This window comes from Streptomyces sp. NPDC004609 (genome assembly GCF_042873655.1).
In the GTDB taxonomy this organism is placed as follows: Bacteria; Actinomycetota; Actinomycetes; order Streptomycetales; family Streptomycetaceae; genus Streptomyces.
Map to the genome: position 1 here is coordinate 77,043 of NZ_JBIALS010000021.1, position 22,758 is coordinate 99,800.

General features: G+C 74.7%; 16 protein-coding genes and 1 pseudogene. 8 read left to right on the top strand and 9 right to left on the bottom strand.

Translation table 11 applies throughout. From position 1 onward, the window contains the following. Nucleotides 1-198: 198 nt before the first annotated feature. Together ACFYT4_RS21395 and ACFYT4_RS21400 are read left to right on the top strand one after the other, a co-directional pair. Entirely contained in the window at nucleotides 199-2,568 is a 2,370-nt protein-coding gene (locus ACFYT4_RS21395) for a S8 family serine peptidase (RefSeq protein ID WP_389271094.1), read from the top strand. A 196-nt stretch (nucleotides 2,569-2,764) separates the two neighbouring features. Further along, complete coding sequence (locus ACFYT4_RS21400) at nucleotides 2,765-4,024, top strand: glycosyltransferase (protein ID WP_389271097.1); 1,260 nt, start codon at nucleotides 2,765-2,767, stop codon at nucleotides 4,022-4,024. A gap of 535 nt (nucleotides 4,025-4,559) precedes the next feature. Here the strand turns inward: ACFYT4_RS21400 and ACFYT4_RS21405 are convergent. The 8 genes and pseudogenes from ACFYT4_RS21405 to ACFYT4_RS21440 all read right to left on the bottom strand — a co-directional run bounded on the left by ACFYT4_RS21405 (nucleotide 4,560) and on the right by ACFYT4_RS21440 (nucleotide 12,704). Next, the gene (locus ACFYT4_RS21405; RefSeq protein WP_389271100.1) at nucleotides 4,560-5,417 is read right to left on the bottom strand and encodes a nitroreductase/quinone reductase family protein; all 858 of its coding nucleotides are present in this window, start codon (nucleotides 5,415-5,417) and stop codon (nucleotides 4,560-4,562) included. A gap of 522 nt (nucleotides 5,418-5,939) precedes the next feature. Continuing rightward, entirely contained in the window at nucleotides 5,940-7,079 is a 1,140-nt protein-coding gene (gene pcaD, locus ACFYT4_RS21410) for a 3-oxoadipate enol-lactonase (RefSeq protein WP_389271103.1), read from the bottom strand. Between the two features lie 329 nt (nucleotides 7,080-7,408). Continuing rightward, nucleotides 7,409-8,728: pseudogene (gene pcaB, locus ACFYT4_RS21415) on the bottom strand (3-carboxy-cis,cis-muconate cycloisomerase); the annotation flags it as partial. Further along, complete coding sequence (gene pcaG, locus ACFYT4_RS21420; RefSeq protein ID WP_389271106.1) at nucleotides 8,712-9,257, bottom strand: protocatechuate 3,4-dioxygenase subunit alpha; 546 nt, start codon at nucleotides 9,255-9,257, stop codon at nucleotides 8,712-8,714. The gene pcaG and the pseudogene pcaB, both read right to left, overlap by 17 nt. After that, the gene (gene pcaH / locus ACFYT4_RS21425) at nucleotides 9,257-10,057 is read right to left on the bottom strand and encodes a protocatechuate 3,4-dioxygenase subunit beta (protein ID WP_389271109.1); all 801 of its coding nucleotides are present in this window, start codon (nucleotides 10,055-10,057) and stop codon (nucleotides 9,257-9,259) included. Before pcaH ends, pcaG begins: the two co-directional genes overlap by 1 nt. Nucleotides 10,058-10,061: 4 nt before the next feature. Then, on the bottom strand, nucleotides 10,062-11,252 hold the full coding sequence (locus ACFYT4_RS21430) for a thiolase family protein (protein ID WP_389271112.1): 1,191 nt from the start codon (nucleotides 11,250-11,252) through the stop codon (nucleotides 10,062-10,064). A gap of 1 nt (nucleotide 11,253) precedes the next feature. Then, complete coding sequence (locus ACFYT4_RS21435) at nucleotides 11,254-11,913, bottom strand: CoA transferase subunit B (RefSeq protein ID WP_389271114.1); 660 nt, start codon at nucleotides 11,911-11,913, stop codon at nucleotides 11,254-11,256. Continuing rightward, nucleotides 11,913-12,704 (bottom strand): CoA transferase subunit A, encoded by a 792-nt coding sequence (locus ACFYT4_RS21440; RefSeq protein ID WP_389271117.1) that lies wholly within the window; start codon nucleotides 12,702-12,704, stop codon nucleotides 11,913-11,915. Before ACFYT4_RS21440 ends, ACFYT4_RS21435 begins: the two co-directional genes overlap by 1 nt. 107 nt (nucleotides 12,705-12,811) lie before the next feature. On the opposite strand from ACFYT4_RS21440, the gene ACFYT4_RS21445 reads away from it, so the two are divergent. Further along, nucleotides 12,812-14,494 (top strand): IclR family transcriptional regulator C-terminal domain-containing protein, encoded by a 1,683-nt coding sequence (locus ACFYT4_RS21445; RefSeq protein ID WP_389271120.1) that lies wholly within the window; start codon nucleotides 12,812-12,814, stop codon nucleotides 14,492-14,494. Between the two features lie 265 nt (nucleotides 14,495-14,759). On the opposite strand, the gene ACFYT4_RS21450 is transcribed toward ACFYT4_RS21445, so the two are convergent. Then, entirely contained in the window at nucleotides 14,760-14,978 is a 219-nt protein-coding gene (locus ACFYT4_RS21450; RefSeq protein WP_389271123.1) for a hypothetical protein, read from the bottom strand. Between the two features lie 160 nt (nucleotides 14,979-15,138). Between ACFYT4_RS21450 and ACFYT4_RS21455 the strand changes: the two genes are divergently transcribed. The 5 genes from ACFYT4_RS21455 (at nucleotide 15,139) to secD (ending at nucleotide 22,580) form a co-directional block, all read left to right on the top strand. After that, nucleotides 15,139-16,740 carry a serine/threonine-protein kinase gene (locus tag ACFYT4_RS21455; protein ID WP_389271126.1) on the top strand — a complete coding sequence of 534 codons (1,602 nt, stop codon included), beginning with the start codon at nucleotides 15,139-15,141 and terminating at the stop codon, nucleotides 16,738-16,740. Beyond that, entirely contained in the window at nucleotides 16,737-17,531 is a 795-nt protein-coding gene (locus ACFYT4_RS21460; RefSeq protein WP_389271129.1) for a hypothetical protein, read from the top strand. The genes ACFYT4_RS21455 and ACFYT4_RS21460 overlap by 4 nt, the downstream gene beginning before the upstream one ends. A gap of 877 nt (nucleotides 17,532-18,408) precedes the next feature. Continuing rightward, nucleotides 18,409-19,326 carry a S1 family peptidase gene (locus tag ACFYT4_RS21465; protein ID WP_389271132.1) on the top strand — a complete coding sequence of 306 codons (918 nt, stop codon included), beginning with the start codon at nucleotides 18,409-18,411 and terminating at the stop codon, nucleotides 19,324-19,326. A gap of 392 nt (nucleotides 19,327-19,718) precedes the next feature. Next, complete coding sequence (locus ACFYT4_RS21470) at nucleotides 19,719-20,135, top strand: hypothetical protein (protein WP_389271135.1); 417 nt, start codon at nucleotides 19,719-19,721, stop codon at nucleotides 20,133-20,135. Nucleotides 20,136-20,285: 150 nt separating this feature from the next. Next, a complete protein-coding gene (secD, locus tag ACFYT4_RS21475; protein WP_389271138.1) occupies nucleotides 20,286-22,580 on the top strand; it encodes a protein translocase subunit SecD in 2,295 nt (764 codons plus the stop codon). Nucleotides 22,581-22,758 lie beyond the last annotated feature (178 nt).

The following is a 22,758-nucleotide window of genomic DNA, read 5'->3' on the forward strand; positions in this document are numbered from 1 at the left end:
GCGGCCGGTTCGGGGGATCCACCGGAACCGGCCGCATCGGGGGAGGTCCGCGATGGAGATGCCGGCGAGGTCCGCCGTCCCGGCGCGGCCCGGGCGCTTCCGCCCTGCCCACCGGGCGGCCCGGCGCCGGGCGGATGCGACCGCCACCGGCCGCGGTGGCCGCCCCCGGACCGTGCTTCACAGGAGGGGAGTTCGCCCATGCCGAGCAGGCTGATCGTCACCGTGCGTACGGACGCCGACGAGGCCGCCGTCCGTGCGACGGGGGTGGAGGTTCTCGCGCGCTATCCGGACACGATGCTGGTGCGCGCGACCGGGGAGCAGGCGGCCGCGGCGGGCCGCCTGGACGTCGAGGTGGTCGCGCTGGAGGAGCGGCAGCCGGTGCTCGCGGCCGGGAACAGCTTTGTGTTCGAGGACGCGATGAGCGCCCAGGAGATGAGTACGGTGGAGCCGCCGTCCGGGCGCATCGCCTACTACCTGCTGCGGCTGGCCGGGCCGCCCGCGCCCGGGTGGCTCCGGGAGCTGCGGGCGGGCGGTGCGGTGGTCCACGACAGCCTCACCGACTTCACCCTGCTGATCGGCGTACTGCCGGAGCGGGTCGCGCCACTGGCGGAGAGGCCGTGGGTGGAGGCGGTCACTCCGTACCGGGCGGCGATGAAGGTCTCGCCGAAGGTGTACGCGGAGCCTCCGGCCGGCCTCGGGGCCGAGGAGCTGTCGAACGTCACGGAGGCGGCCGAGCAGCTGATCGAGGTGTCGGTCTTCCCCGGCGAGAGCGTGCAGGCGCTGGCCGCCGCCGTCCGCGCGGAGGGCGGGACCGTGCTGTCCACGACCGGCCGCAATGTGGTCGCGAGCGCGCGTCCGGCGGATCTCGCCGGGCTTCCCGCGGTACAGGCGGTCCTGCCGTACGCGCGGCCGGAACTGCACAACGACCAGGCGCGGCTGGTCCTGGAGGTCGAGAAGGACAACTCGGTCGCGGGACTTCAGCTCACGGGCCGGGGCCAGATCGTGGCCATCGCCGACTCGGGCCTCGACACAGGCGACCCCGAGACCGTCCATCCCGACGTGCGGGGCCGGGTGGCGGGCCTGGTGAGCTGGCCGACCAAGCTGTCCCTGGCCCCGTATGTGAACGACCCCCCGGGCCATGACGACGGCCCTGCCGACGCGCACTCGGGCCACGGCACCCATGTCACGGGCTCGGTCCTCGGCGACGGCAGCACGGCCCTCGCGGCGAAGGAGGCCACCGTCCCGGCGGGGGTGGCACCGGAGGCACAGGTCTACTTCCAGGCCATCAGCCAGCGTGTGACGTGGCGCGGCGCGGCGGAGATCGAGGCCGCCGGGCTGGCGCCCCTCGGGGGCCCCTGGCCGCCGGCCGACGTCGGGCTCCACGGCCTGCCGACCGATCTGCTGCCCCTGTTCGAGCAGGCGTACCGGGCCGGGGCCCGTATCCACACCAACTCCTGGGGCTCGGCCGCCGCCGGGGTGTACACCGGCACCGCGCGTGCCGTGGACGCGTTCATGTGGCACAACCGGGACATGCTGATCCTGTTCTCGGCGGGCAACAGCGGCGAGGACCGCGACGGTGACGGGGTGATCGACCCTGATTCCGTGGGCGCGCCCGGTACGGCCAAGAACTGTCTGACGGTCGGCGCCGGTGAGAACGACCGGCCCGCCGGCTCGATCCCGACACCGGGCAAGGACCAGCGCTGGGACCTGACCCGGCCGACGCTCGGCGGTGCGGGTCATGTCTCCGACGATGTGGACGGAATGGCCGCCTTCTCGTCCCGCGGTCCGACGGACGACGGCCGCATCAAGCCTGATGTCGTCGCGCCCGGTACCAATGTGCTGTCCCTGCTCTCGCGGAAACTGCCCGACTCGGTCAACCCGCTGTGGGGCAGGCTGCCGTCCGGCCATCCGCTGGCCGGCGCGTACTGCTGGGCCGGTGGCACCAGCATGGCCACCCCGCTCGTCGCCGGGGCGGCGGCGCTGGTCCGCGAGCATCTGGTACGGGACCGGGGGCACCATCCGTCGTCGGCGCTGCTCAAGGCGTTCCTGGTGAACGGCGCGGTGCCGATGAAGGGTCAGTACGAGGGCGAGATCCCGGCAGGCCCCAACAGTGTGAGCGGCTTCGGCCGGGTCGACGCGGCGCGCTCGGTGGGTGTGGACGAACGCCACCGGACCCGGTTCGCCGACGCCTGGGACGACGCCGTGTGCAGCGGTCAGACCCGGCGGTTCGAGGTCGAGGCCACGGAACCCGGGGAGGAGCTGAGGGTGACGCTCGTCTGGACGGACGCGCCGTCGCAGGAGGGCAACGGCAAGCTGGTCAACGAGCTGTATCTCCAGGTGCTCACCCCGGGCGGGCGGCTGCTGGACGGGGATGTGCACCCGTTCCCGAGGGCCGTCAACAACGTTCAGCAGGTGACGATCCCCGTACCGGGTGAGGGTGTTCACGAAATCCGGGTCCGGGGTGTCTCGGTCACGGAACACGCGAGGCCCGGAGAGCCCGCGGGCGCGCCGAGGCAGGACTTCGCCCTGGTGGTGACGGGCAGCCGGGTGCTGGCCGGGGAGCGATGACGCCGTACACGGCATGACACACCGTGGTCCTCCGGTTCCGGGCGGCCGGCCGGGAACCGGAGGACCGGGCCGGGGCGGGGGCGGGGACCTGGGGGCGCGGGGCGTACCGCCCGGCGACCGGGAGGATTGCCGGTCGGTGCCGGCCGGGCACGCGGTGCACGTGTGTGGGGCGGGTCCGGTGGCCATACTGGCGATCATGCGCGTGGCACTGATGACCGTGGGATCGCGGGGCGATGTGGCCCCCTACACCGGCCTCGGCCACGGGCTGGCCCGGGCCGGTCACCGGGTCACCCTGGTGACCCATGCCCGGTTCGCGCCCCTGGCCGAGGCGGCGGGCCTGGACTTCCACGCCCTGCCCCTCGATCCGCGGGCGGAGCTGGCGTCCGCGGCGGGCCGCGGGCTCCACCGGAGTACCACGGACGCCGGGAAGCTGGTCCGTGTGGTCGCCCTGGCACGTGCGCTGGCGGGGCGGCTGACGGACGATCTGCTGACGGCAGCTCAGGACAGCGACGTTCTGCTGCTGTCCGCCTCCGTGGCCCCCCTCGGCCACACCGTCGCCGAGGGGCTGGGACTGCCCTGTGTCGGGATCAACCTGCAGCCGATCGCCCCCACCCGGGAGTTCGCACCACCCGTGATCGGCACCGGGTCCTGGGGGCGGACGGGCAATCTGCTGGCGGCGCGGGCGGTGAACGCGGCCGTGGACGTCATCTTCTCCGATGCCGTACGCGAACTGCGGGTGCGACTCGGGCTGCCGCCCAGGGGGTCGGCTCGGGCCGGCCGCAGCCGGGAGCGGACGGGCAGGCCCGTGTTCCACGGCTTCAGCGAACAGGTCGTCCCCCGGCCCGCCGACTGGAGCCCGGAGCTGCGTGTCGTCGGGTACTGGTGGCCCCACACCCCTCACGACGCCCGGCTGCCGGACGAGTTGGAGGCGTTTCTGGCGGCCGGGCCGCCTCCGGTGTTCGTCGGTCTGGGCAGCGCGACCGTCCCCGATCCCGGGCGGATCGGGGCGACGGTGGTACGCGCGCTGCGGGCGGCGGGGCTGCGCGGAGTGATCCAGTCCGGCTGGAGCGGACTGCGGGCCGACGGCGACGACATGCTCACCGTCGGCGAACTGCCGCACAGCACCCTCTTCCCGAGGACGGCCGCCGTGGTCCACGCGGCGGGCGCGGGAACCACGGCGGCCGGGCTCCGCGCGGGGGTCCCGGCCGTGCCCGTACCGGTCCAGTTCGACCAGCCGTTCTGGGCCGCCCGGCTCAAGGCCCTCGGGGTCGCCCCCGGTTCCGTGCCCCTGCGCCGGCTGGCGGTGCCCGCGCTCGCGGCGGCGCTGACGGAGGCCACCACGGACCGCGGCTACCGTCGGCGGGCGCGCTTCCTCGCCGACCGGCTCGCCGAGGAGGACGCCGTCCGGCCGGTCCTGGAGGCGGTGGAGCGGCTGGCGGCGCCTCGGGGCGGCTGACCCGGCCTGCGTACGGCCGGGGGCGGACCGTGAGCCGTTCGGGGAGGACCGCTCCGCCGCCCCGGAGCCACACCGGACCCGTCGGCCGTCGCCCGTCGGCCACGGGAGAAGGCCCGGTGGACGGACGCGGGCGACGGCGGGGGCCGCGAGGGGCCCGTCCGGCACTAGGTGCGGTGACCGGAAACGTTCACCGGCCTGCGACGCCCGGCGCGGCACTCCCGTAGCCCTGCGGGCACGGGTGGTGCCCCCTGCGTTGTCGGACCGCGCGAGTACGGCGCGTACGAGCCGCGGACCTCCGCCTCGCGCCGCACCGCACGGGACGCCGCAGGCTCACCGGCACACCGTTCCGGTCACCGCGCTAGGGCGTGTATCGAAAGTAGCGCCGTCCGCCCGGAGGGCGGGGCCTGCGGCGTCCGGTGCGTGCAATCGCAAGGCGGAGGGTCGACCTCGTACCGGACGTACTTGGGCGATTCCGACAACGCAGCGAGTGTGCGTGCTGGGCGTCGCAGGCCAGGCGGGACTTTCGATACACGCCCTAGCCGCCCATGAGCGGGATCAGCTGTTCCTCCTCGTAGGCGAGATGGACCTCCAGTTCGGCGGCGAGGCGGTCCACCTCCGGCAGGACGGCCACAGGGTCGGCGCCGGCGGTCACGATCCGCTGGAGCTCGCCGAGGATCGAGGCGATCTCCCGGTGTTCCCGGTCCAGCCGTGCGAGGACCGGGGCGAGTTCGGGGAAGCGCTCCCGGGCCATGGGGAACACGGAGCCGTCCTCGCCCATGTGGTGCCGGCGCAGCCCCTCGCACAGGGTCAGGCAGTTCACCCGGAGCTGGGCGCCGAGTGCCGTGCTCCTCCCGCCGGTTCCGGATTCGGGACCTGATTCGGCGATCTCCTTGCGGATCAGGGCGACTTCGCGGCGCAGCCCGCCGTGGACCCGGGTGAGGTACGCGCCGAAGGTCGTGGCCCCGGGGATGGTCGGCGGGCCCTCCGCGAATCCCTCCAGGGCGACCACGGGGATCACCCGGGTGGTCCTGGACTGGTACTCGCCCCATCCGGCGTCGAACTCGACGGCGCGGGCGAAGGCGTCGTCGCGCTCCTCGCCTTCCAGGACCACCGCCCTGGCGTCGTACAGGAACACCCCGTCCTCGACGGTGACGCGTGGCTCGGCCCGCAGATTGTGGTACCAGGCGGGGTGCCGGGGCGAGCCGCCCGCCGAGGCGACGACGAGCACCCGGTCGCCGTCGGGAAGGCGGCCGAGGGGGGTGGTGTGCCGGGCTCCCGACCGTGCCCCGGTGGTGGTCAGCAGAAGCAGCCGGGCTCCTTCGAAGGGTCCTCCGACCCTGCCTCCGTTGGCCCGGAACTCGTCGATGATCCGCTGGTTGAAATCGTTCGGCATTCTCTGCTTACTTCTCCGCTCTTCTTCTTCGCATTCCTTTGCGGATTTCGGTGCCATAAAGGCCGTTTCGGGCATGCCTCGGAGCCTCCCGGCTCAGGGCGGAAGGGCATTCAGTCCGAGAGTGCTCAGGTTGCTGAGCGGCCCGAAGAAGCGCGCCCCCTCATACGGCGGGGCACGCGGAAGTCATCGCGCGCAGTGCGCGGAAAGGGCGGAAAGAAGGGAAAAGGCGGGGCTCGCGCCCGCCCCGGACTCACTCCGGGGCCGGGAACCCAACTCGCTTCTGGCACAAGGCCGACCCGGCAGTCACATCGGGGATCCTACCCGTGGAAAAGACGGCTCGGCAATGCGTTCGGGGATACCGCCCGGATGTCCGGTCCGCTTGCCTGAGCCGTGCCGGGGTGTGGCGCGCGGTGCTCCTGCCGGTAGCCGCGCATTCGAGGGGAACGCCGGCGCTGTCGTGGCACGGGCCACCACCGGTGACACCGGCAGTGGCCCGTGTGTGATGCCCTCGCCGGGCCCGGATCAGGAGTCGCGCTCCCCTCGCTCGCTCTCCTCCCGCAGTACCTCGTCCGCGACGGCGAAGGCGGAGTTGGCCGCGGGAACCCCGCAGTAGACCGCGCTCTGGAGGAGGACCTCACCGATCTCGTCGGGCGTCAGACCGTTGCGCAGAGCGGCGCGTACGTGCATCGCCAGTTCCTCCCGGTGGCCGCCCGCGACGAGTGCGGTGAGGGTGACGCAGCTGCGGGTGCGGAGGTCCAGGGTGTCCCCCGCCCAGATCTCGCCCCAGGCGTAGCGGGTGATGAAGTCCTGGAACCGGGCCGTGAAGGGGCTGGTGTGGGCGATGGCCCGGTCGACGTGGGCGTCGCCGAGCACGGCCCGGCGTACCCGGGTCCCCTGGCTCTCCGCCCCGCCGAAGTGGCCCAGCAGGGCGTCGAGCACGGCCTTCGGGCGCTCCACGTTCGCGAGGTGCGCGGCCCGGGGCAGTTCGAGGAGCTGTGCGTCGCGGATGCCGTCGGCGAGCGCGCGGGCGTGCGCGGGTGGCGTGGCCCGGTCGTCCCGGCCCGCGACGACCAGGGTCGGCGCGGTGATACGGGCCAGGTCGCTCCGGAGGTCGGCACCGGCCAGGATCTCGCAGCAGGCCGCGTACGCCTCGGGGTCGGCGGCCAGCTGATCGGCGGACAGGGCCGCGGTCGCCGGGTCGCCGGAGGCCGCGAAGGCGGGGGTGAACCAGCGGCCGGGCGCGCTCGCGGCGAGCGGGCCCGTGCCCTCGGTGCGTACCAGTTCGGCCCGCTCCCGCCAGGGGCCGGGCTCGCCGAAGCGGGCGGAGGTGCACAGGAGGGCGAGGGAGGTGACCCGGCCGGGGTGGTGCGCGGCCAGCCAGGTGCCGACCGCGCCGCCGAGGGAGACACCCGCGTACGCGAAGGAGGCGTGGCCCAGGGAGTCGGCGAGGCCGAGCACCAGCCGGCCGAGTCCGGCGAGGGTGGTGGGGCGCGGCGTGGCGGGTGAGCCGCCGTGGCCGGGGAGGTCCCAGCGGACGACGCGGTGGTGGCGCGCGAGCGCGGCCGCCTGGGGGTCCCAGACGGCGAGCGAGGTGCCCAGCGACGGGCCGAGGTAGAGGGGCGGCCCGTCGAGAGGGCCTTCGGCGCGGTGGTGCAGTGTCATCGGTGGTCCCGGTGGAGGTGGCGCTCCAAGGCGCGGTCGGTGAGGGCTCCGGCGGAGCCGAGATGGCCGAGGGGGTCGGTCAGTTCGCGCAGCAGTTCGTCGGTGAGGACGGCCCGCGCTTCCGGAGCCGGGTCGCCCGCTCCGGGGCGCGGGGAGGCGCCGGTCCCGGAGGAGGGGGCGGCACCGGCCCCGGGCGGTGACGCTGCGGTGCGGGTGCCCGCTTCCTCGCGCCGGCCGGCCGGCTGCCCGTCCGCCCGGCCGCGCCCGTCACCGGAGTCCGGGTCCGGGTCCGCGGGAAGGTCCGGGTCCGAGTGCAGGTCCGGGTCCGGGCCTGGGTGGACTGCCGGGTCCGGGTCCGGATCCGGGTGGCGGAGGTCGCGGCGCAGCTCGTCCGCCAGGGTCGTGCCGTCCCGGGCGGCCCGGCGGGACGCCCGCTCCAGCAGCCGTCGCGCGGTGTCCCGGCCGAGCAGCGGGCCGAGGTGGGCGGCGAGCCGTTCGGTGAGGATCCGGCCGCCGGTCAGATCGAGGTGCGCGCGCATCCGGTCGGGGAAGACACGGAGCCCGGTGCAGAGTCCGACGGCGTGGTGCGCCGCTCCCCCGGTCAGGCGCAGGGCCTCGCGCAGGGGCTCCCATTCGGCGTGCCACGCTCCGGCGGGGCGTTCGTCCTCGGCGGCGAGGGAGCCGAGGAGTACGTTGGCGGGCGCCGGGATCCGGCGGGCGGCGGAGGCGATGAGGGTCGCCGCCACGGGGTTGCTCTTGTGCGGCATGGCGGACGAGCCGCCGCCGGTGTGCTCGGCGGCCTCCCCGATCTCCGTGCGGGAGAGCACGAGTACATCGGCGGCGATCTTGCCGAGCGCGCCGGTCGTGAACGCGAGGGCGCCGCCGAGGTCGGCGACCGGGGTGCGCAGGGTGTGCCACGGCAGCAGGGGTTCGGCGAGGCCGAGTTCGGCCGCGTAGGCGGCGGTCAGCGCGAGGCCGGGGTCGCCCGGGGTGCCGTCGGCGTCCGCCGCGTACGTGTGGAAGGCGGCCAGTGTGCCCGCCGCGCCGCCGAGCTGGACGGGGAGCGAGGAGCGGACCCGGGTGAGCCGCTCTCCGGCGTCCAGGACCAGGGAGCGCCAGCCGGCCGCCTTGAGGCCGAAGGTGGTGGGAACCGCGTGCTGGGTCAGGGTGCGGCCCGGCATCGGTGTGTCGCGGTGCCTCTTTGCGAGCCGGGCGAGCGCGTCGGCGGTCCGCTCCAGGTCGGAGGTGATGAGGTCCAGGGTGCGCGCGGCGACCAGCATCAGGGCGGTGTCGAGGATGTCCTGGCTGGTGGCCCCCCGGTGCACGAACTCCGCGTGGTCCGGGGCGAGGCGGGCCACGGCGGCGGTGAGGTCGGCGACGAGCGGGATCACGGGATTGCCGCCGCCCCGGGCGCGCAGGGCGAGCGAGCGGGCGTCGAACCGCTCGGCGCGGGCGGCCCCGGTGACCGTGCGGCCCGCCGCGGCCGGCGCCGATCCGGTGGCGCACTGGGCGCGGGTCAGCGCGGCCTCGGCGTCCAGGAGCGCCTGGAGCACGGCCCGGTCCCCGGTCGCCGCCCCGGCGGGGCTGCCCGCCCACGCGGGTGCGAGCAGACCGGTGTCGCAGGCGCCGTCGTCAGCCGTGGAAGTCAAGGAAGACCGTCTCCTTCTCTCCTTGGAGGCGGATGTCGAAGCGGTGGGTCCGCTCCGACTCCTCCCGTGCGAGGAGGGTGTCCGCGCGCTCCGGCGGCAGCGCGGCGAGCAGCCGGTCCGCCGCGGGGCGGGTGAGGTAGGCGCGGGTGTACAGATGGTGCGTCAGCCCGCGGGCGAAGACGCACACCGCGAGATAGGGCGCGGAGGCGGGCGGTGCGAGCGTGCGGACCTCCCAGTGGCCGTCGGCGTCGGTGGCCACCCGTCCGAAGCCGGTGAAGGCGGTGCCGCCGCGCCCCAGGAAGCCTCCGGCGACCGGGTCGCGCCGCATCGAGCCGGGGAGGGCCTCGGGCACCCGCTGCCAGGTCTCCACGAGCGCGTCCGGTACGGGGTCGCCGTTTCCGTCGGTCACCTGGCCGTGGACGGTGAGGGCGCGGGGGTGGCCCGCCGGGGCGATGTCCCCGCCGCCGGGGAACGGCAGGGCGTATCCGTAGAACGGGCCGATGGTCTGGGAGGGGGTGGGGTGCGGCATCAGTGGTCCTCGGGGTCCGGGGGCGTGGCGTCCGGCCCGTCGAGGACGATGTCCCACTGGTAGCCGAGCGCCCATTCGGGCGTGGACAGCTCATGGCGGTACTCGGCGACCAGCCGGGCGCGGGCGCCGGGGTCGGTGACCGACTGGAGTATGGGGTCGTACGGGAAGAGCGGGTCACCGGGGAAGTACATCTGGGTCACCAGCCGCTGGGTGAACGCCGTGCCGAAGAGCGAGAAGTGGATGTGCGCGGGCCGCCACGCCCCCCGGTGGTTGCGCCACGGGTAGGCGCCGGGCTTGACGGTGGTGAACCGGTAGCGCCCCTCGTCGTCGGTGAGGCAGCGCCCGGCGCCGGTGAAGTTGGGGTCGAGCGGGGCGGGATGCTGGTCGCGCCGGTGCGCGTACCTCCCGGAGGCGCCCGCCTGCCAGATCTCGACGAGTTGGCCGCGCACCGGGCGGCCGGCCCGGTCGAGCACCCGCCCGGTGACGGTGATCCGCTCGCCGAGCGGTTCGCCGGGGTGCTGCCGGGTCAGATCGGCGTCGAGTCCGGTGACATCGGTGACGCCGAAGACGGGGCCGGACAGCTCGGCCGCCTCCGGGTCGCCGTCGACGGTCACCAGGGGCAGGTGCGGATGGCGCAGGGTGCTGCTGCGGTAGGCAGCGAAGTCGCGGTCCGGATGGTGCGGCGGGGTGCCGCCGTCCGCCAGGGCCCGGCGGGCGGCCTCGTGGGCACTTCGGTGCGCGGCCGCGATCTCCTCGCTGATCTGCCGCTGGCTGGGCTCGGGCCCCCGGGTGACGGTCATGGGATCACTTCTCCAGGACGAGGGCGAGCCCCTGGCCGACGCCGATGCACAGGGCGGCGATGCCGGTTCCGGAGCCGGCGGCGGCGAGCTGGTGGGCGACGGCGCCGGTGATCCGGGCGCCCGACGCGCCGAGCGGGTGGCCGATCGCGGTCGCTCCGCCGCGCGGGTTGACGATCGCCGGGTCGAGTCCGGGCCACTGGCCGAGGCAGGCGAGGGCCTGGGCGGCGAACGCCTCGTTGAGTTCGAAGGTGAGCAGATCGCCCGGCTCGCGTCCGGCCTTCTTCAGCGCGCGGCGGACGGCCTCGACGGGTCCCTCGCCGAAGTACTGCGGCTCGATGCCGGTCACGGCGGTGGCTCCGATCCGGGCGAGCGGCTCGCGTCCGGTGGCGCGCAGTCCGTCCTCGTCGGTGAGCAGCAGGGCGGCGGCACCGTCGTTGAGGGGGGAGGAGTTGCCCGCGGTGACGGTTCCGTCCTTCCGGAAGACGGGCTTCAGCCGGGCGAGGGCCTCCAGGGAGGTGGTGTCGCGGATGCACTCGTCGCGTGCCAGGTCGACTCCGTCGACGGGCACGACCTCGGCGTCGTACCGTCCGTCCCGCCAGGCGCGGGCGGCCTTGAGGTGGCTGTCGAGGGCGAAGGCGTCCTGGGCCTCACGGCCGATGTTGTGGCGCTCCGCGACGATCTCGGCGCCTTCGCCGAGGGCGACGGTCCACTCCTTCGGCATCCGGGGGTTGACCATCCGCCAGCCGAGGGTGGTGGAGTACATCTCCTGATGGCCGGTGGGGAAGGCGCGTGGAGGCTTGGGCACCACCCAGGGCGCGCGGCTCATCGACTCGACGCCGCCCGCGACGGCGATCGAGGCGTCGCCGACGGCGATGGCGCGGGCGGCCTGGACGACCGCCTCCATCCCGGAGCCGCAGAGCCGGTTGACGGTGGTACCGGGGACGGTGACGGGGAGTCCGGCGAGCAGGACGGCCATGCGCGCGACATCGCGGTTCTCCTCGCCCGCGCCGTTGGCGTTGCCGAAGAAGACGTCGTCGATCCGGGCGGGGTCGAGGTCGGGCGTACGGGACACGAGCGCGCCGAGCACCGAGGCGGCGAGGTCGTCGGGCCGCACGCCGGACAGGGCGCCGCCGTACTTGCCGACGGGCGTGCGGACGGCGTCGACGACGTACACGTCCTTGAGACGGCCGGTCATGTCAGGCTCCTTGCGCGGCGGGAACGGGTACGGGGACGAGCACGGGCGCGGCCGTCCTGGCCCGCACCTCCTCGGGGGTGACGCCGGGCGCGGTCTCGACGAGGACGAGGCCGTCGCCGGTGACGTCGAGGACGGCGATGTCGGTGATGACGCGGTGCACACAGGCGGTGCCGGTGAGCGGGAGGGTGCACTCGCCGACGATCTTCGGGGAGCCGTCCTTGGCGGTGTGGGTGGTCAGGACGATCACCCTGCGGACGCCGTGGACCAGGTCCATGGCACCTCCCATGCCCTTGACGAGTCTGCCGGGGACGGACCAGTTGGCGAGGTCTCCGCGGGCGGAGACCTGCATGGCGCCGAGGATCGCGGTGTCGATGTGTCCGCCGCGGATCATGCCGAAGGAGAGCGAGGAGTCGAAGTACGCCGCTCCGGGCCGCACGGTGACGGTCTCCTTGCCCGCGTTGATGAGGTCCGGGTCCACCTCGTCCTCGGCCGGGTAGGGGCCGACGCCCAGGATGCCGTTCTCCGACTGGAGCACCACGTCGACGCCCTCGGGGAGGAAGGCGGGGACCAGTGTGGGCAGTCCGATGCCGAGGTTCACGTAGGAGCCGTCGGTCAGTTCCGCGGCGGCGCGGGCCGCCATCTCGTCACGTGTCCAGGCCATCAGACCGTCACCGTCCTGTTCGCGGCCCGAGGGGCCGGGGGCGTCGCGGCGCGTACCGTCCGCTTCTCGATCCGCTTGTCCGCGGCCTGCGCGGGGGTGAGGGCGACCACGCGCTGGACGAACACCCCGGGCAGATGCACGGCGTCCGGGTCCAGTTCGCCGGGCTCGACGAGTTCCTCGACCTCGGCGACGGTGATCCGGCCCGCCATCGCGGCCAGCGGATTGAAGTTGCGGGACGCCTTGTTGAAGACGAGGTTGCCGAGGCGGTCGCCCTTCGCGGCCCGTACGAGCGCGAAGTCGGTGGTGATGGCGTGCTCCAGGACGTGGTCGAGTCCGCCGAACGCGCGGATCTCCTTGGCGGGGCTCAGCAGCGGCTCCGCGCCGTAGCGGCGGGGCAGGCCGCCGTCCGCGACCTGGGTGCCGACGCCCGCCGGGGTGAAGAAGGCGGGGATGCCGCAGCCGCCGGCGCGCAGCCGCTCGGCCAGGGTGCCCTGGGGGACGAGTTCGACCTCCAGCTCACCGGCGAGGTACTGGCGGGCGAACTCCTTGTTCTCCCCGATGTACGAGCCGGTGACCCGGGCGATGCGGCCCGCGGCGAGCAGGGTGCCGAGTCCTGCGCCGTCGACCCCGCAGTTGTTGGAGACCACATGGAATCCGCCGGTCCCGCGGGCGAACAGCGCCTCGATCAGTGTGCCGGGCACACCGCTCAGCCCGAATCCGCCGACGGCGAGGGAGGCTCCGTCCCCGATGTCGGCGACCGCGTCGGCGGCGCTCTCTCTGACCTTGTCCATGAAGAGGTTCCTTCTGTTCGCCAGATGAACTACAGTTCATTTCTGCTTGGCCCGAGTGTGCGTTTAACGGCCACGTATTGTCAACGGCCGCAGGGACGCACCACCGCATGAGCCGTACGGAGGGCCAGATGGCCGCCTTGACCCCGACCGACGACACGGCGCCCCCCGAGGCCGTGGGACCGCTGACGCGCGGTCTGACCGTGCTGCGTGTCATCACCGACGCCGGCGGCCGGGCGGCGGTCGGCGATCTCGTACGCGCCACGGGGCTCGCCCGCTCCACCGTCGACCGGATCACCGCCACGCTGGCGCGGATGGGCCATCTGCGGCTGGACGGGCACACCGCCGTGCTCGCGCCCCGGCTGATGGAGCTGGGCAACGCCTATCTGGCCGCGATCCGGCTGCCGGGCCCGCTGGGGCCGCAGGCGGAGCGGCTCGCGGAGGAGCTGGACGAGTCGGTGTCGCTGGCGGTGCCCGACGGTGACGGGATCCGTTTCGTCCACCAGACCACCCGTCGGCGCGCCATGTCGCTCACCTTCCGCATCGGCGACCTGCTGCCCGCCGAACGCACCGCTCAGGGCACGGTGTTCGCCGCCGGATGGGACGCGGACGCGTGGGAGCGGTGGCGGGCGCGGCGGGAGCCGGACGAGAGCGGCCGGGCCTTCTCCCCCGGACTGCCGCCCTCGCGCACCGGGCCCGGGGACCCCTCGTTCGAGCAGCGCGCGGCCGAGGCGGCCGAGCGGGGCTGGGCCCTGGACGACCAGCTGCTCGAACCGGGCCTGATCGCCCTCGCCCTGCCGGTGCGCGGCCCTGACGGCGGGGTGGTCTGCGCGGTGAGCGTCGTCAGCCACACCAGCCGCCACAGCGCCGGTTCGCTGCGCGAGTCCCTGCTGCCCCGGGCGCGTACGGCCGTGGCCGCGATGGAGAGACGGCTGGCCGAGACGGGGCCGCCGGTGCCGGAGCCCCTGCGGGGGCTCGCGGACTGGACCGACGCGTCGAAGCAGGAGTTGGGGGCCGGGTTCGTGGAGTCGCTGGCCCGCGGGCTCACCGTGATCACCGCCTTCGGCGAGGGGCGCGCGGAGCTGACCCTCTCGGCCGTCGCCGAGGCCACCGGGCTCGCCCGCGCCACCGCCCGCCGCTCCCTGATCACCCTGGAGCACCTGGGGTACGTGGAGTCACGGGGGCGGGACTTCCGCCTCACCCCCGCGGTCCTGGGCCTCGGCTGTCCGCCGCTGTCGCGCCTGACCCTCTCCGAGATCGCCTCGCCCCATCTGGCCGCGCTCGTCCGGCGGGTGCACGACTCGGCGTCGCTGGCCGTGCTGGACGGCGACGCGATCCAGTACACGGCGCGCATCGCGACCAGCCGCATCATGAGCGTCGACATCCGGATCGGGACCAGGTTCCCGGCGTACGCGGCGTCCATGGGCCGGGTCCTGCTGGCCGGACTCCCCGCCCAGGAGCGCGCCGAGCTGCTGGCCCGTACCGAACGGCGTGCGCTGACACCGCGGACCGTCATCTCCGTACCGGAGCTGGAGCGGGTCGTCGAACGGGTCGCGCGGGAGGGATACGCCCTGGTCGACGAGGAACTGGAGGAGGGGCTCCGCTCGCTCGCCGTGCCCGTGCGCGATCTCGCGGGGCGGACGGTCGCCTCGGTCAACGTCGGTATGCACAGCAGCAGGCGCACGGTGGAGCAGTGCCTCACGGAGGTGCTGCCCGAGCTGCGGTCGACGGCCGCGGCGATCGAGGCGGACCTCCATGTCGCCGGGCGCTTCACCAGGATCCCCCCGGTGTGAGGCCACCGTCCGCTGCCCGCACCGGTCCTGCGCGTACGCCGGAGGCGGCGGACACGTTCGTCCGGCCGGGCCCGCAGCCCCGGTGGGACAGGTGTGAGAGTCCGCAGCCGCGGGCAGCCGGCCACCGGCGTATTCAGGGCCGGAAACCGGCGGGACGAGCCGCCCGCCGGGCCGCATCAGGGACGAGGACGGGGTGCCGGGGCCGCGGGGTGGGCTCGGGGCACGTCCGCCGCGGCGCGGCGGCGCGTCCACTCCCGTCACGCGGCTACGGCGGGGGCCAGTCGTCCACGCCGCCCCCGCGCCATTCGATCAGGTCCCCGTCGAGGAGGTCGATGACCTCCTCCCGGGACCCGAGACCCTTGCGGAGCAGCTCGGCCAGCTCGCCGCGGCCGTGCGCGAGGCCGGCGATCCGGCCGTTGATGGTCACCCTGCGGCCCCCGCCGGGCGACGGCGGGTGGACGATGACCGGCGGGTGCGGGGGCATGCCTCCACCGTGCCCCGGGACACGGCGGGACGCATCCCCGGCGGCGCGGGAGGCCCGGCGGGAACCGGGCATGGCGCAATCGTGTCTGCGCTGAGGAGAGAAGGTGGGCTACCGTGCGGCACGACCGCGCACGGTACGGGGGACACACCGAGGGGGCGGGATGAACGCGTGGGCGGTGCCCGGATACACGGAGTCCCGGGAGCTGGGCTCGGGCGGCAGCGGACGGGTCGTTCTGGCCGTCCACGACGCGACCGGCGTTCCCGTGGCGGTCAAGTACCTGAGCGGGAGACTGCGGTCGGACGCCGCGTTCGTACGGGTGTTCAGGGCGGAGGCCCGTCTGCTGGGCGCACTCCGCTCGCCGTACGTCGTGGGCCTGTACGAGTACGTGGAGGCACCGGGCGGCGCCGCCATCGTGATGGAGCTGGTCGACGGGATCGCGCTGCGCGCCCTGCTGAGGCAGGAGGGCACCACCGGTCCCGAGGCGGCGCTGGTGGTCCTCAAGGGATCACTGCTGGGGCTGGCGGCCGCACACCGGGCGGGGGTGGTGCACCGCGACTACAAGCCGGAGAACGTGCTGGTCGCGGCGGACGGCTCGTCGAAGCTGGTCGATTTCGGGATCGCCGCCGGGCGAGGCACCACGCCCGGGGTGGCCGGCACCCCCGCGTACATGGCACCCGAGCAGTGGAACGGGGAGCCCGCCTCCCCCGCGGCCGATGTGTACGCGGCGACGGCGACGTTCTTCGAGTGTCTGACCGGGCGCAAGCCGTACACCGGGGAGAACATCGCCGAGCTGGCGCTCCAGCACCTCGACGCGCCCGTCCCCGACGGGGAGGCGCCCGAGCCGGTGCGCCCGCTGGTCCGGCGCGGGCTGGCGAAGTCGGCCGAGGAGCGGCCCGCGAACGCCGCGGTGTTCGTGGCGGAGCTGGAGGAGATCGCCCGCTCGGCGTACGGGCCCGACTGGGAGGAGCGCGGGCAGCGGAAGCTGGCCGCGCTCGCGGCCCTGCTGCCGCTGCTGTTCCCCTCGGCCGCGAGCCGGGCGGCCGGGACGGCGGATACCGCGACCACGGCGCTCGGGGGCGGCTGGAGCGACATCTGGAGTCCGGGGCTGCGGGGAGCCGTGACCGCTGCGGCCGCTCTCGCCGTCGCCGCGCTCGTGGCCCTCGGCACAGGCATCGAGCAGGGCGGTTCGGCACGGACGAGCGCGCAGAGCCTCGCCACGACCAGCGCGGACCCACCCGCGGCGCCGCCGTCGGCCGGGGAACCGTCGGAGGAGGCCGGCCCTTCACCGTCGGCCTCCCCGTCCCCTTCCCCGTCGGACGGCACGGTGACGGACCCCGCCACTCCCTCGCCCTCGCCCTCAACGGGCACGTCCGGACCACCGGTGACGACCGGCCCGACAACACCCCCGGCATCACCGGAACCGAGCGCACCGCCGTCCGCGCCGACGAAGGTGCGGGCCGTGTCCGTCTCGGCTCCCGTGGTGACCGGGGCGACGGCGACCTCGACGATCACCGTCACCACGGACGGAACCGGTCCCGTGACCGTGCTGGTCACGTGGTACGCCGGCGACGTGCCGGGGGAGCCGGGCACACCGACCGGCTCGGACAGTCACCGGCGCGAGGGGGCGACGAGCTACACCTTCCCGGTCTCCCACACCTACCAGGGGCGGGCCGGGTGCTACCGGAGCGTGCGGGCCACGACGGAACCCGCCGCCGCGAACGGGAGTTCGACACGGCAGTTTGACGCCTGCGTGATCACATGAGCGATCCGCGCGTCCCCTACCACCGCGATCACGGCCGCGAACACCGGGGCCACCGGCCCGAGGACCCGGCCGCGCGGCCTTCCGGCGACCCGCCCGGGGAGGACGGAGCCGTACCGCCCGCCCCCGGGAGCGACGACTACAGCGCGACGGCGCTGGGGAGCCACTGGTTCGAGGGGCCGGGGACCCGGCACGCCTCCGGGGAGACGGCGCCGGCGGCGGGCGGCCCGCGGTCCGGTCCCTCCGGGGCCGCACCGGACCGGGTGGAGGGCGAGGTGCTGCGCTTCGGCCCCGGGGTGACGGCGCTCGGCCACGGCGGCCGTACGCCCCACCACACCACCGCGGAGATCTGGCACGGCACCCTGGCGGGCCGGCCCGGCGGTCCCGGGGCGCCCCGGCGCCGCCGCGGACTGCGCCGCTACACCCTGGCCGCCGTGGTGCTGGCGGCGGTGACCGCCTTTCTGCTCTGGCAGCACTACGGCCCCGGGATCGCCGTGGAGCGGGTGGCCGTCACCACCACGGTGGGTGAACTGGGATGCGACAGCACGGCGGACGTCGTGGGGGTGGTGGACACCAACGGGCGGCCCGGCACCCTCGTCTACCGCTGGCTGCGCAGCGACGGCACCACGTCGGGGCGGCTGCGGGAGAAGCTGACGCACGGCCAGAAGCAGGCGCGGCTGCATCTGCTGTGGACCTTCCGGGGCGAGGGACGGTCGTCCGCGAGCGCCCGGCTGGAGATCCTCTCGCCGTCGTCGCACCGGGCCACCACCCGGTTCTCCTATCGGTGCGGCTGAAGCGGGCGGGGCGCACGCGTCCCACCGTCACCGCCGGCCCGTGCGCGGCCTCGGCCGGGACGGGACAGGGGCCGGGACAGGACGGGGGCCGACCGGGACCGGGACCGGCCACGCCCCGGGCACAGGCGGCGACGCGGGCCCGGGCAACGACCCGGTCGGCCGGGACCGCGCATCGCGTTCGAGGGACCGCGCCCCGGAAGCGACTCTCCCTCCCCCTTCCCGCCGGAACGGCGGAGTCGCACCCGGGCCGTGCCACCACCCGGAGCGACGGGCCCTCCGCGGAACCGCAAGGATCCGGACACCTCTACGCGGCGGCCGAAGCAGCCCGATCGGCTCAAATCGACCGGCCTCCTCTCCCCCGTACCGCGGAAAGCCGCATGCCACGGGCTCTCCCGCCGCCGCCCGCACGACCGCTCCACAAGCCTGACAGCGGACCGGAATCCGCCGGTCGCGGCGCTCGAAAACCCCGCCGCGCACGGTGACCGGCATCCCGCCGCACCGGCCTCCACGCCCGCCGGGGACACCGCGCTGAGCAGCGAGGACGGCGTCCGGGGCGGCATCCGGGCTCCCCGGGAGGCCGCACGGGCGCTCCCCTCTCCCACGGCCCACCGGCCGTCGCCCGGGGCGCCGGAGCCGGAGCCCTCCGGCGTGCGCGCGCCCCCACGGCACGGTGGCCCCGGCACGACGAACGGTCTACACCAATGCTGGACGCGCGTAGAGGGGCCGAAAGGCGTCCTTGTTGCCGACAGCATCCGGAGGTCAGGATTCCTAGCGCGCCACTTGACAGGGTCATGACCGAACTGGGGTTGGGTCCGTCGGCGGCGCTCGTACGGGCCCGCCCCAGCGGGCCCCCGGAACCCTCACCGGAGGACCAGCAGTGAAGATCAAGCGCACCTCCCCCCTCGGCAGCGTCCCCAGGCGCGCACGGCTGATCGCCGTCGCGGCCGGTCTGGTGACCGTCTCCGCGCTTGCCGCCCCCAGCGCCGTCGCCGAGTCCGGCGGCGGCGCCCGGGCCACCGGGGCCCAGCTCGCCCGGGTGAGCGACGCCGTCCTCGGCGCGGACATCGCGGGCACCGCCTGGTACACCGACGCCTCGACCGGCAGGCTCGTCGTCACCGCCGACCAGAGCGTCTCGGCCGCTGAACTGTCCGAGATCCGCGAGGCCGCGGGCAACCGGGCCGGCGCACTGGAGATCAAGCGCGTCCCCGGCACGTTCGGCAAGCTGATCGCGGGCGGCCAGGCCATCTACGGAGGCGGCGGGCGGTGCTCGCTCGGCTTCAACGTCCGCAGCGGAAACACCTACTACGCGCTCACCGCCGGCCACTGCACCAACGGCGGCAGCACCTGGTACACCAACGCGTCGGGCACCACCCTGCTGGGCAGCCGCGCGGGCTCCAGCTTCCCCGGCGACGACTACGGCATCATCCGCCACTCCAGCGCGTCGGCCGCCGACGGCAGGGTCTCCCTGTACAACGGCTCGTACCGGGACATCACCTCCGCGGGCAACGCCTCCGTGGGCCAGTCCGTCCAGCGCAGCGGCAGCACCACCGGACTGCGCGGCGGCAGAGTGACCGGGCTGAACGCCACCGTGAACTACGGCGGGGGCGACATCGTCCACGGTCTGATCCAGACCACGGTCTGCGCCGAGCCCGGCGACAGCGGCGGCGCCCTGTTCGCCGGCTCGACCGCCCTCGGTCTGACCTCGGGCGGCAGCGGCGACTGCTCCTCGGGCGGCACCACGTTCTTCCAGCCCGTCACGGAGGCGCTGAGCGCCTACGGGGTGAGCGTCTACTAGGCGTGTATCGAAAGTAGCGCCGTCCGCCCGGAGGGCGGGGCCTGCGGCGTCCGGTGCGTGCAATCGCAAGGCGGAGGGTCGCCCTCGTACCGGACGTACTTGGGCGATTCCGACAACGCAGCGAGTGTGCGTGCTGGGCGTCGCAGGCCAGGCGGGACTTTCGATACACGCCCTAGGACCGGCGAGGGCCGGTGTTCCCCTGTCGGTGGGGGGCCACCGGCCCTCGTCATGTCCGGGTTCCCTCCCCGGAGCGGCCCGCCACCCGTCGAACCGGGCCCGCACGCCCCGGCGCCCGGCCGCGTCGCCTACGCTGTGTCCGGACGGACAGTCCGCACGGACAGGCCCCGTGGCCGCACGGACGGCCCCCGGGAGACGGCGACGAGGGGGGACCGGTGCACCAGCGCGTACGTCTCCTCCTGGCGACCGCCCTCCCGTCCCTGCTGCTCGGCGTGTGGGTCACCCTGCTCGCGCTCGTGGGCGCGGCCCCGGCGTCCGGCGGTTCCGCCGCCGGGCCCGTCACCGTGACCCCGGCCTCCCCGGCCCGCGCCGAGGGCCCGCAGCGCGGCGCCTCCGCCGTGCGGACCGAGGCCCGGCGCACCCCGGTCACCGCCGTCCACGAGGTGGTGGCCACCGACGCGGGCAGCCGTCCGCCCACCGCGCCGCCGGTACCCGCGGGCGCCGTGGACTTCGCGTACGAACGGACCCTGCTGCGCGGCGAGGTGGTGGGCCCCCGCCAGGAGCGGGCCCCGCCCCACTCTCCGTACGGCCCCCGCAGCACCCGCGCACCCCCCTCCACCCGGAGCAGCTGACGTTCCAGGCGTCCGCCGTCCCGGTCCCCGGCATGCCCGGGGACCGTCGCGCGGCGGCGCTCTCAGCCCCCGCGTGCCGCGCCCTCGCGCGCCACGCGACCTCCGTGTCCCGCGGACGCCCGGCGTCCGTGTGCTGCCCGTGGAGTACTCATGTCTTCTCGTGCCACGTTCTGGCGTGCGCTGGCCGCGCTCGCCGTCGTCGCCGTATCGCTGTACATCGCCCTGACCACCTCACCGCGCCTCGGGCTCGATCTGAAGGGCGGCACCCGGATCGTCCTGGAGACCCGGGACACCCCCACCGTGAAGGCCGACGCGGCGGCCACCGACCGCGCGCTGGAGGTGCTGCGCCAGCGGGTGGACGCGCTCGGGGTGGCCGAGCCGTCGCTCGCCCGCTCGGGCGAGAAGCGCATCGTCGTCGAACTGCCCGGTGTGCAGGACCCCCGTAAGGCCGCCGAGGTCATCGGCAAGACCGCCCAGCTCACCTTCCACCCCGTACAGCAGGCGACGGCGGGCCCGCAGAGCGCGCCCGCGGCCGACGGCTCCCGGGTGCTGCCCGACCCCGACACGCCGGGGGGCTTCCTCAAGCTCGGGCCGCCCGCACTGACCGGGGACGGCGTCAAGGACGCCGAGGCGACCTTCGACGGCCAGACGGGCCGTGGCTGGACGGTCGACCTGTCCTTCCGCGGCGACGCGGGCAAGGACTGGGCCCGGGTCACCGGCGAGGCGGCCTGTGCCGCGCCCGGCGACCCCGCGCGCCGGGTCGCGATCGTGCTCGACGACAAGATCGTGTCGGCGCCCGGTATGGAGCAGTCGGTGCCGTGCAAGACCGGCATCACCGGCGGCTCGGCGCAGATCACGGGTGGCTTCAGCAGTGCGGACGCGCGTGATCTCGCGGCTCTGGTCAAGGGCGGCGCGCTGCCGGTACCGGTGACCGCCGTCGAGCAGAGCATCGTGGGCCCGACCCTCGGCGCGGACGCGATCAAGGCCAGTGCGCTGGCGGCGGTGATCGGCCTGGTCTGCACCGGACTCTTCATCATCGCCGTCTACCGGCTGCTGGGCCTGCTCGCCACGATCGCGCTCGCGCTGTACGGGCTGATCTCGTACGCGGCCGTCATCGCGCTCGGCGCGACCCTCACCCTGCCGGGACTCGCCGGATTCGTCCTCGCCATCGGTATCGCCGTCGACGCGAACGTGCTCGTCTTCGAACGGGCGCGGGAGGAGTACGTACGGCCGAGTACCCGCACCCCCGATCTGCGCCGGCCGCTGCGGACCGGGTTCAGCAAGGCGTGGAGCGCGATCACCGACTCCCATGTGACGACCCTGCTCGCGGCCGGTCTGCTGTTCGTCTTCGCGATCGGGCCGGTCAAGGGTTTCGGTGTGACGCTCGCCATCGGTGTCCTGGCCTCGCTGATCTCGGCGATGGTGATCACCCGGCTGCTGGCGGACTGGGCGGTCCGGCGCTCCTGGGTCACCAAGCGGCCGTCGATCACGGGCATCACCTCCAAGGGCCGGCTGCGGACCCGGCTGGAGAAGCACCCGCCCCGGCTGATGCGCAACCGCAGGCGCTGGCTCGCGATCTGCGGGGGGCTGCTGCTGTTCGCGCTCGCCGGGATCGGGGTGCGCGGACTGGAGTTCGGCGTCGAGTTCACGGGCGGGCGTGTGATGCAGTACGCCACCGAGCGGACCGTCGACGCGGACACCGCGCGCCAGGCCGTCGCGGACGCCGGATTCCCCCGCGCCGTCGTGCAGTCGTCGGGCGAGGACGGGATCACCGTACGGACCGGTGAGATCACCAACCAGGAGCAGGAGGAGATCCGCGAGTCGCTGGGCGAGGTCGCGGGCGGCGCGACCGTGGAGCGGGACGAGTTCATCGGGCCGAGTCTCGGCAGCGAGCTGCGTACGCAGGCGCTGATCGCGCTCGGGGTGGCGGTGGCCGCCCAGCTCGCGTACCTCACGATCCGGTTCCGCTGGACGTTCGCGGCCTCGGCGGTCGCCGCGATGGTGCAGGACGTGCTGCTGGTGGTGGGTCTGTTCGCCTGGCTCGGCAAGCCGGTGGACAGTGTGTTCCTCGCGGCGCTGCTGACCGTGGTCGGCTACTCGGTCAACGACACGGTGGTCGTTCTCGACCGGCTGCGGGAACTGCGGCGTGCCTCGCCGCGCGGGGCGTGGCCCGAACTCGCGGACAAGGCGGTCGCCCAGACCCTGCCGCGTACCGTCAACACGGGCATGGGCGCGCTGTTCGTGCTGATCGCGCTCGCCGTGCTCGGCGGGGACTCGCTGACCGACTTCTCCATCGCGCTGCTGGCGGGTGTGGTGGTGGGTATCGCGTCGACGGTGTTCACCGCGATGCCGCTGGCGGTGATCCTCCAGATCCGGCGCCCCGACAAGCCCGGCGCCCGGCCCGCACGGGCGGTCAAGCGCGACAAGTCGGGCGCGGTGGTGTGAGGGGGGCGGCCTGAAGGAACGGTCTGACGACCGTCCGGGCCGGCGTCGTGTGACACCGGCCCGGGCAGGGGCGCAGTCGGCTTCGGCGGGCGGTGGCGGATTCCGGCAGGGTCGGCGGAGTCGGCTGGGCCCAGTCCTTCGGGCCGGCGGACCCGGTTCCGTGGGTCGCGGCCGGACC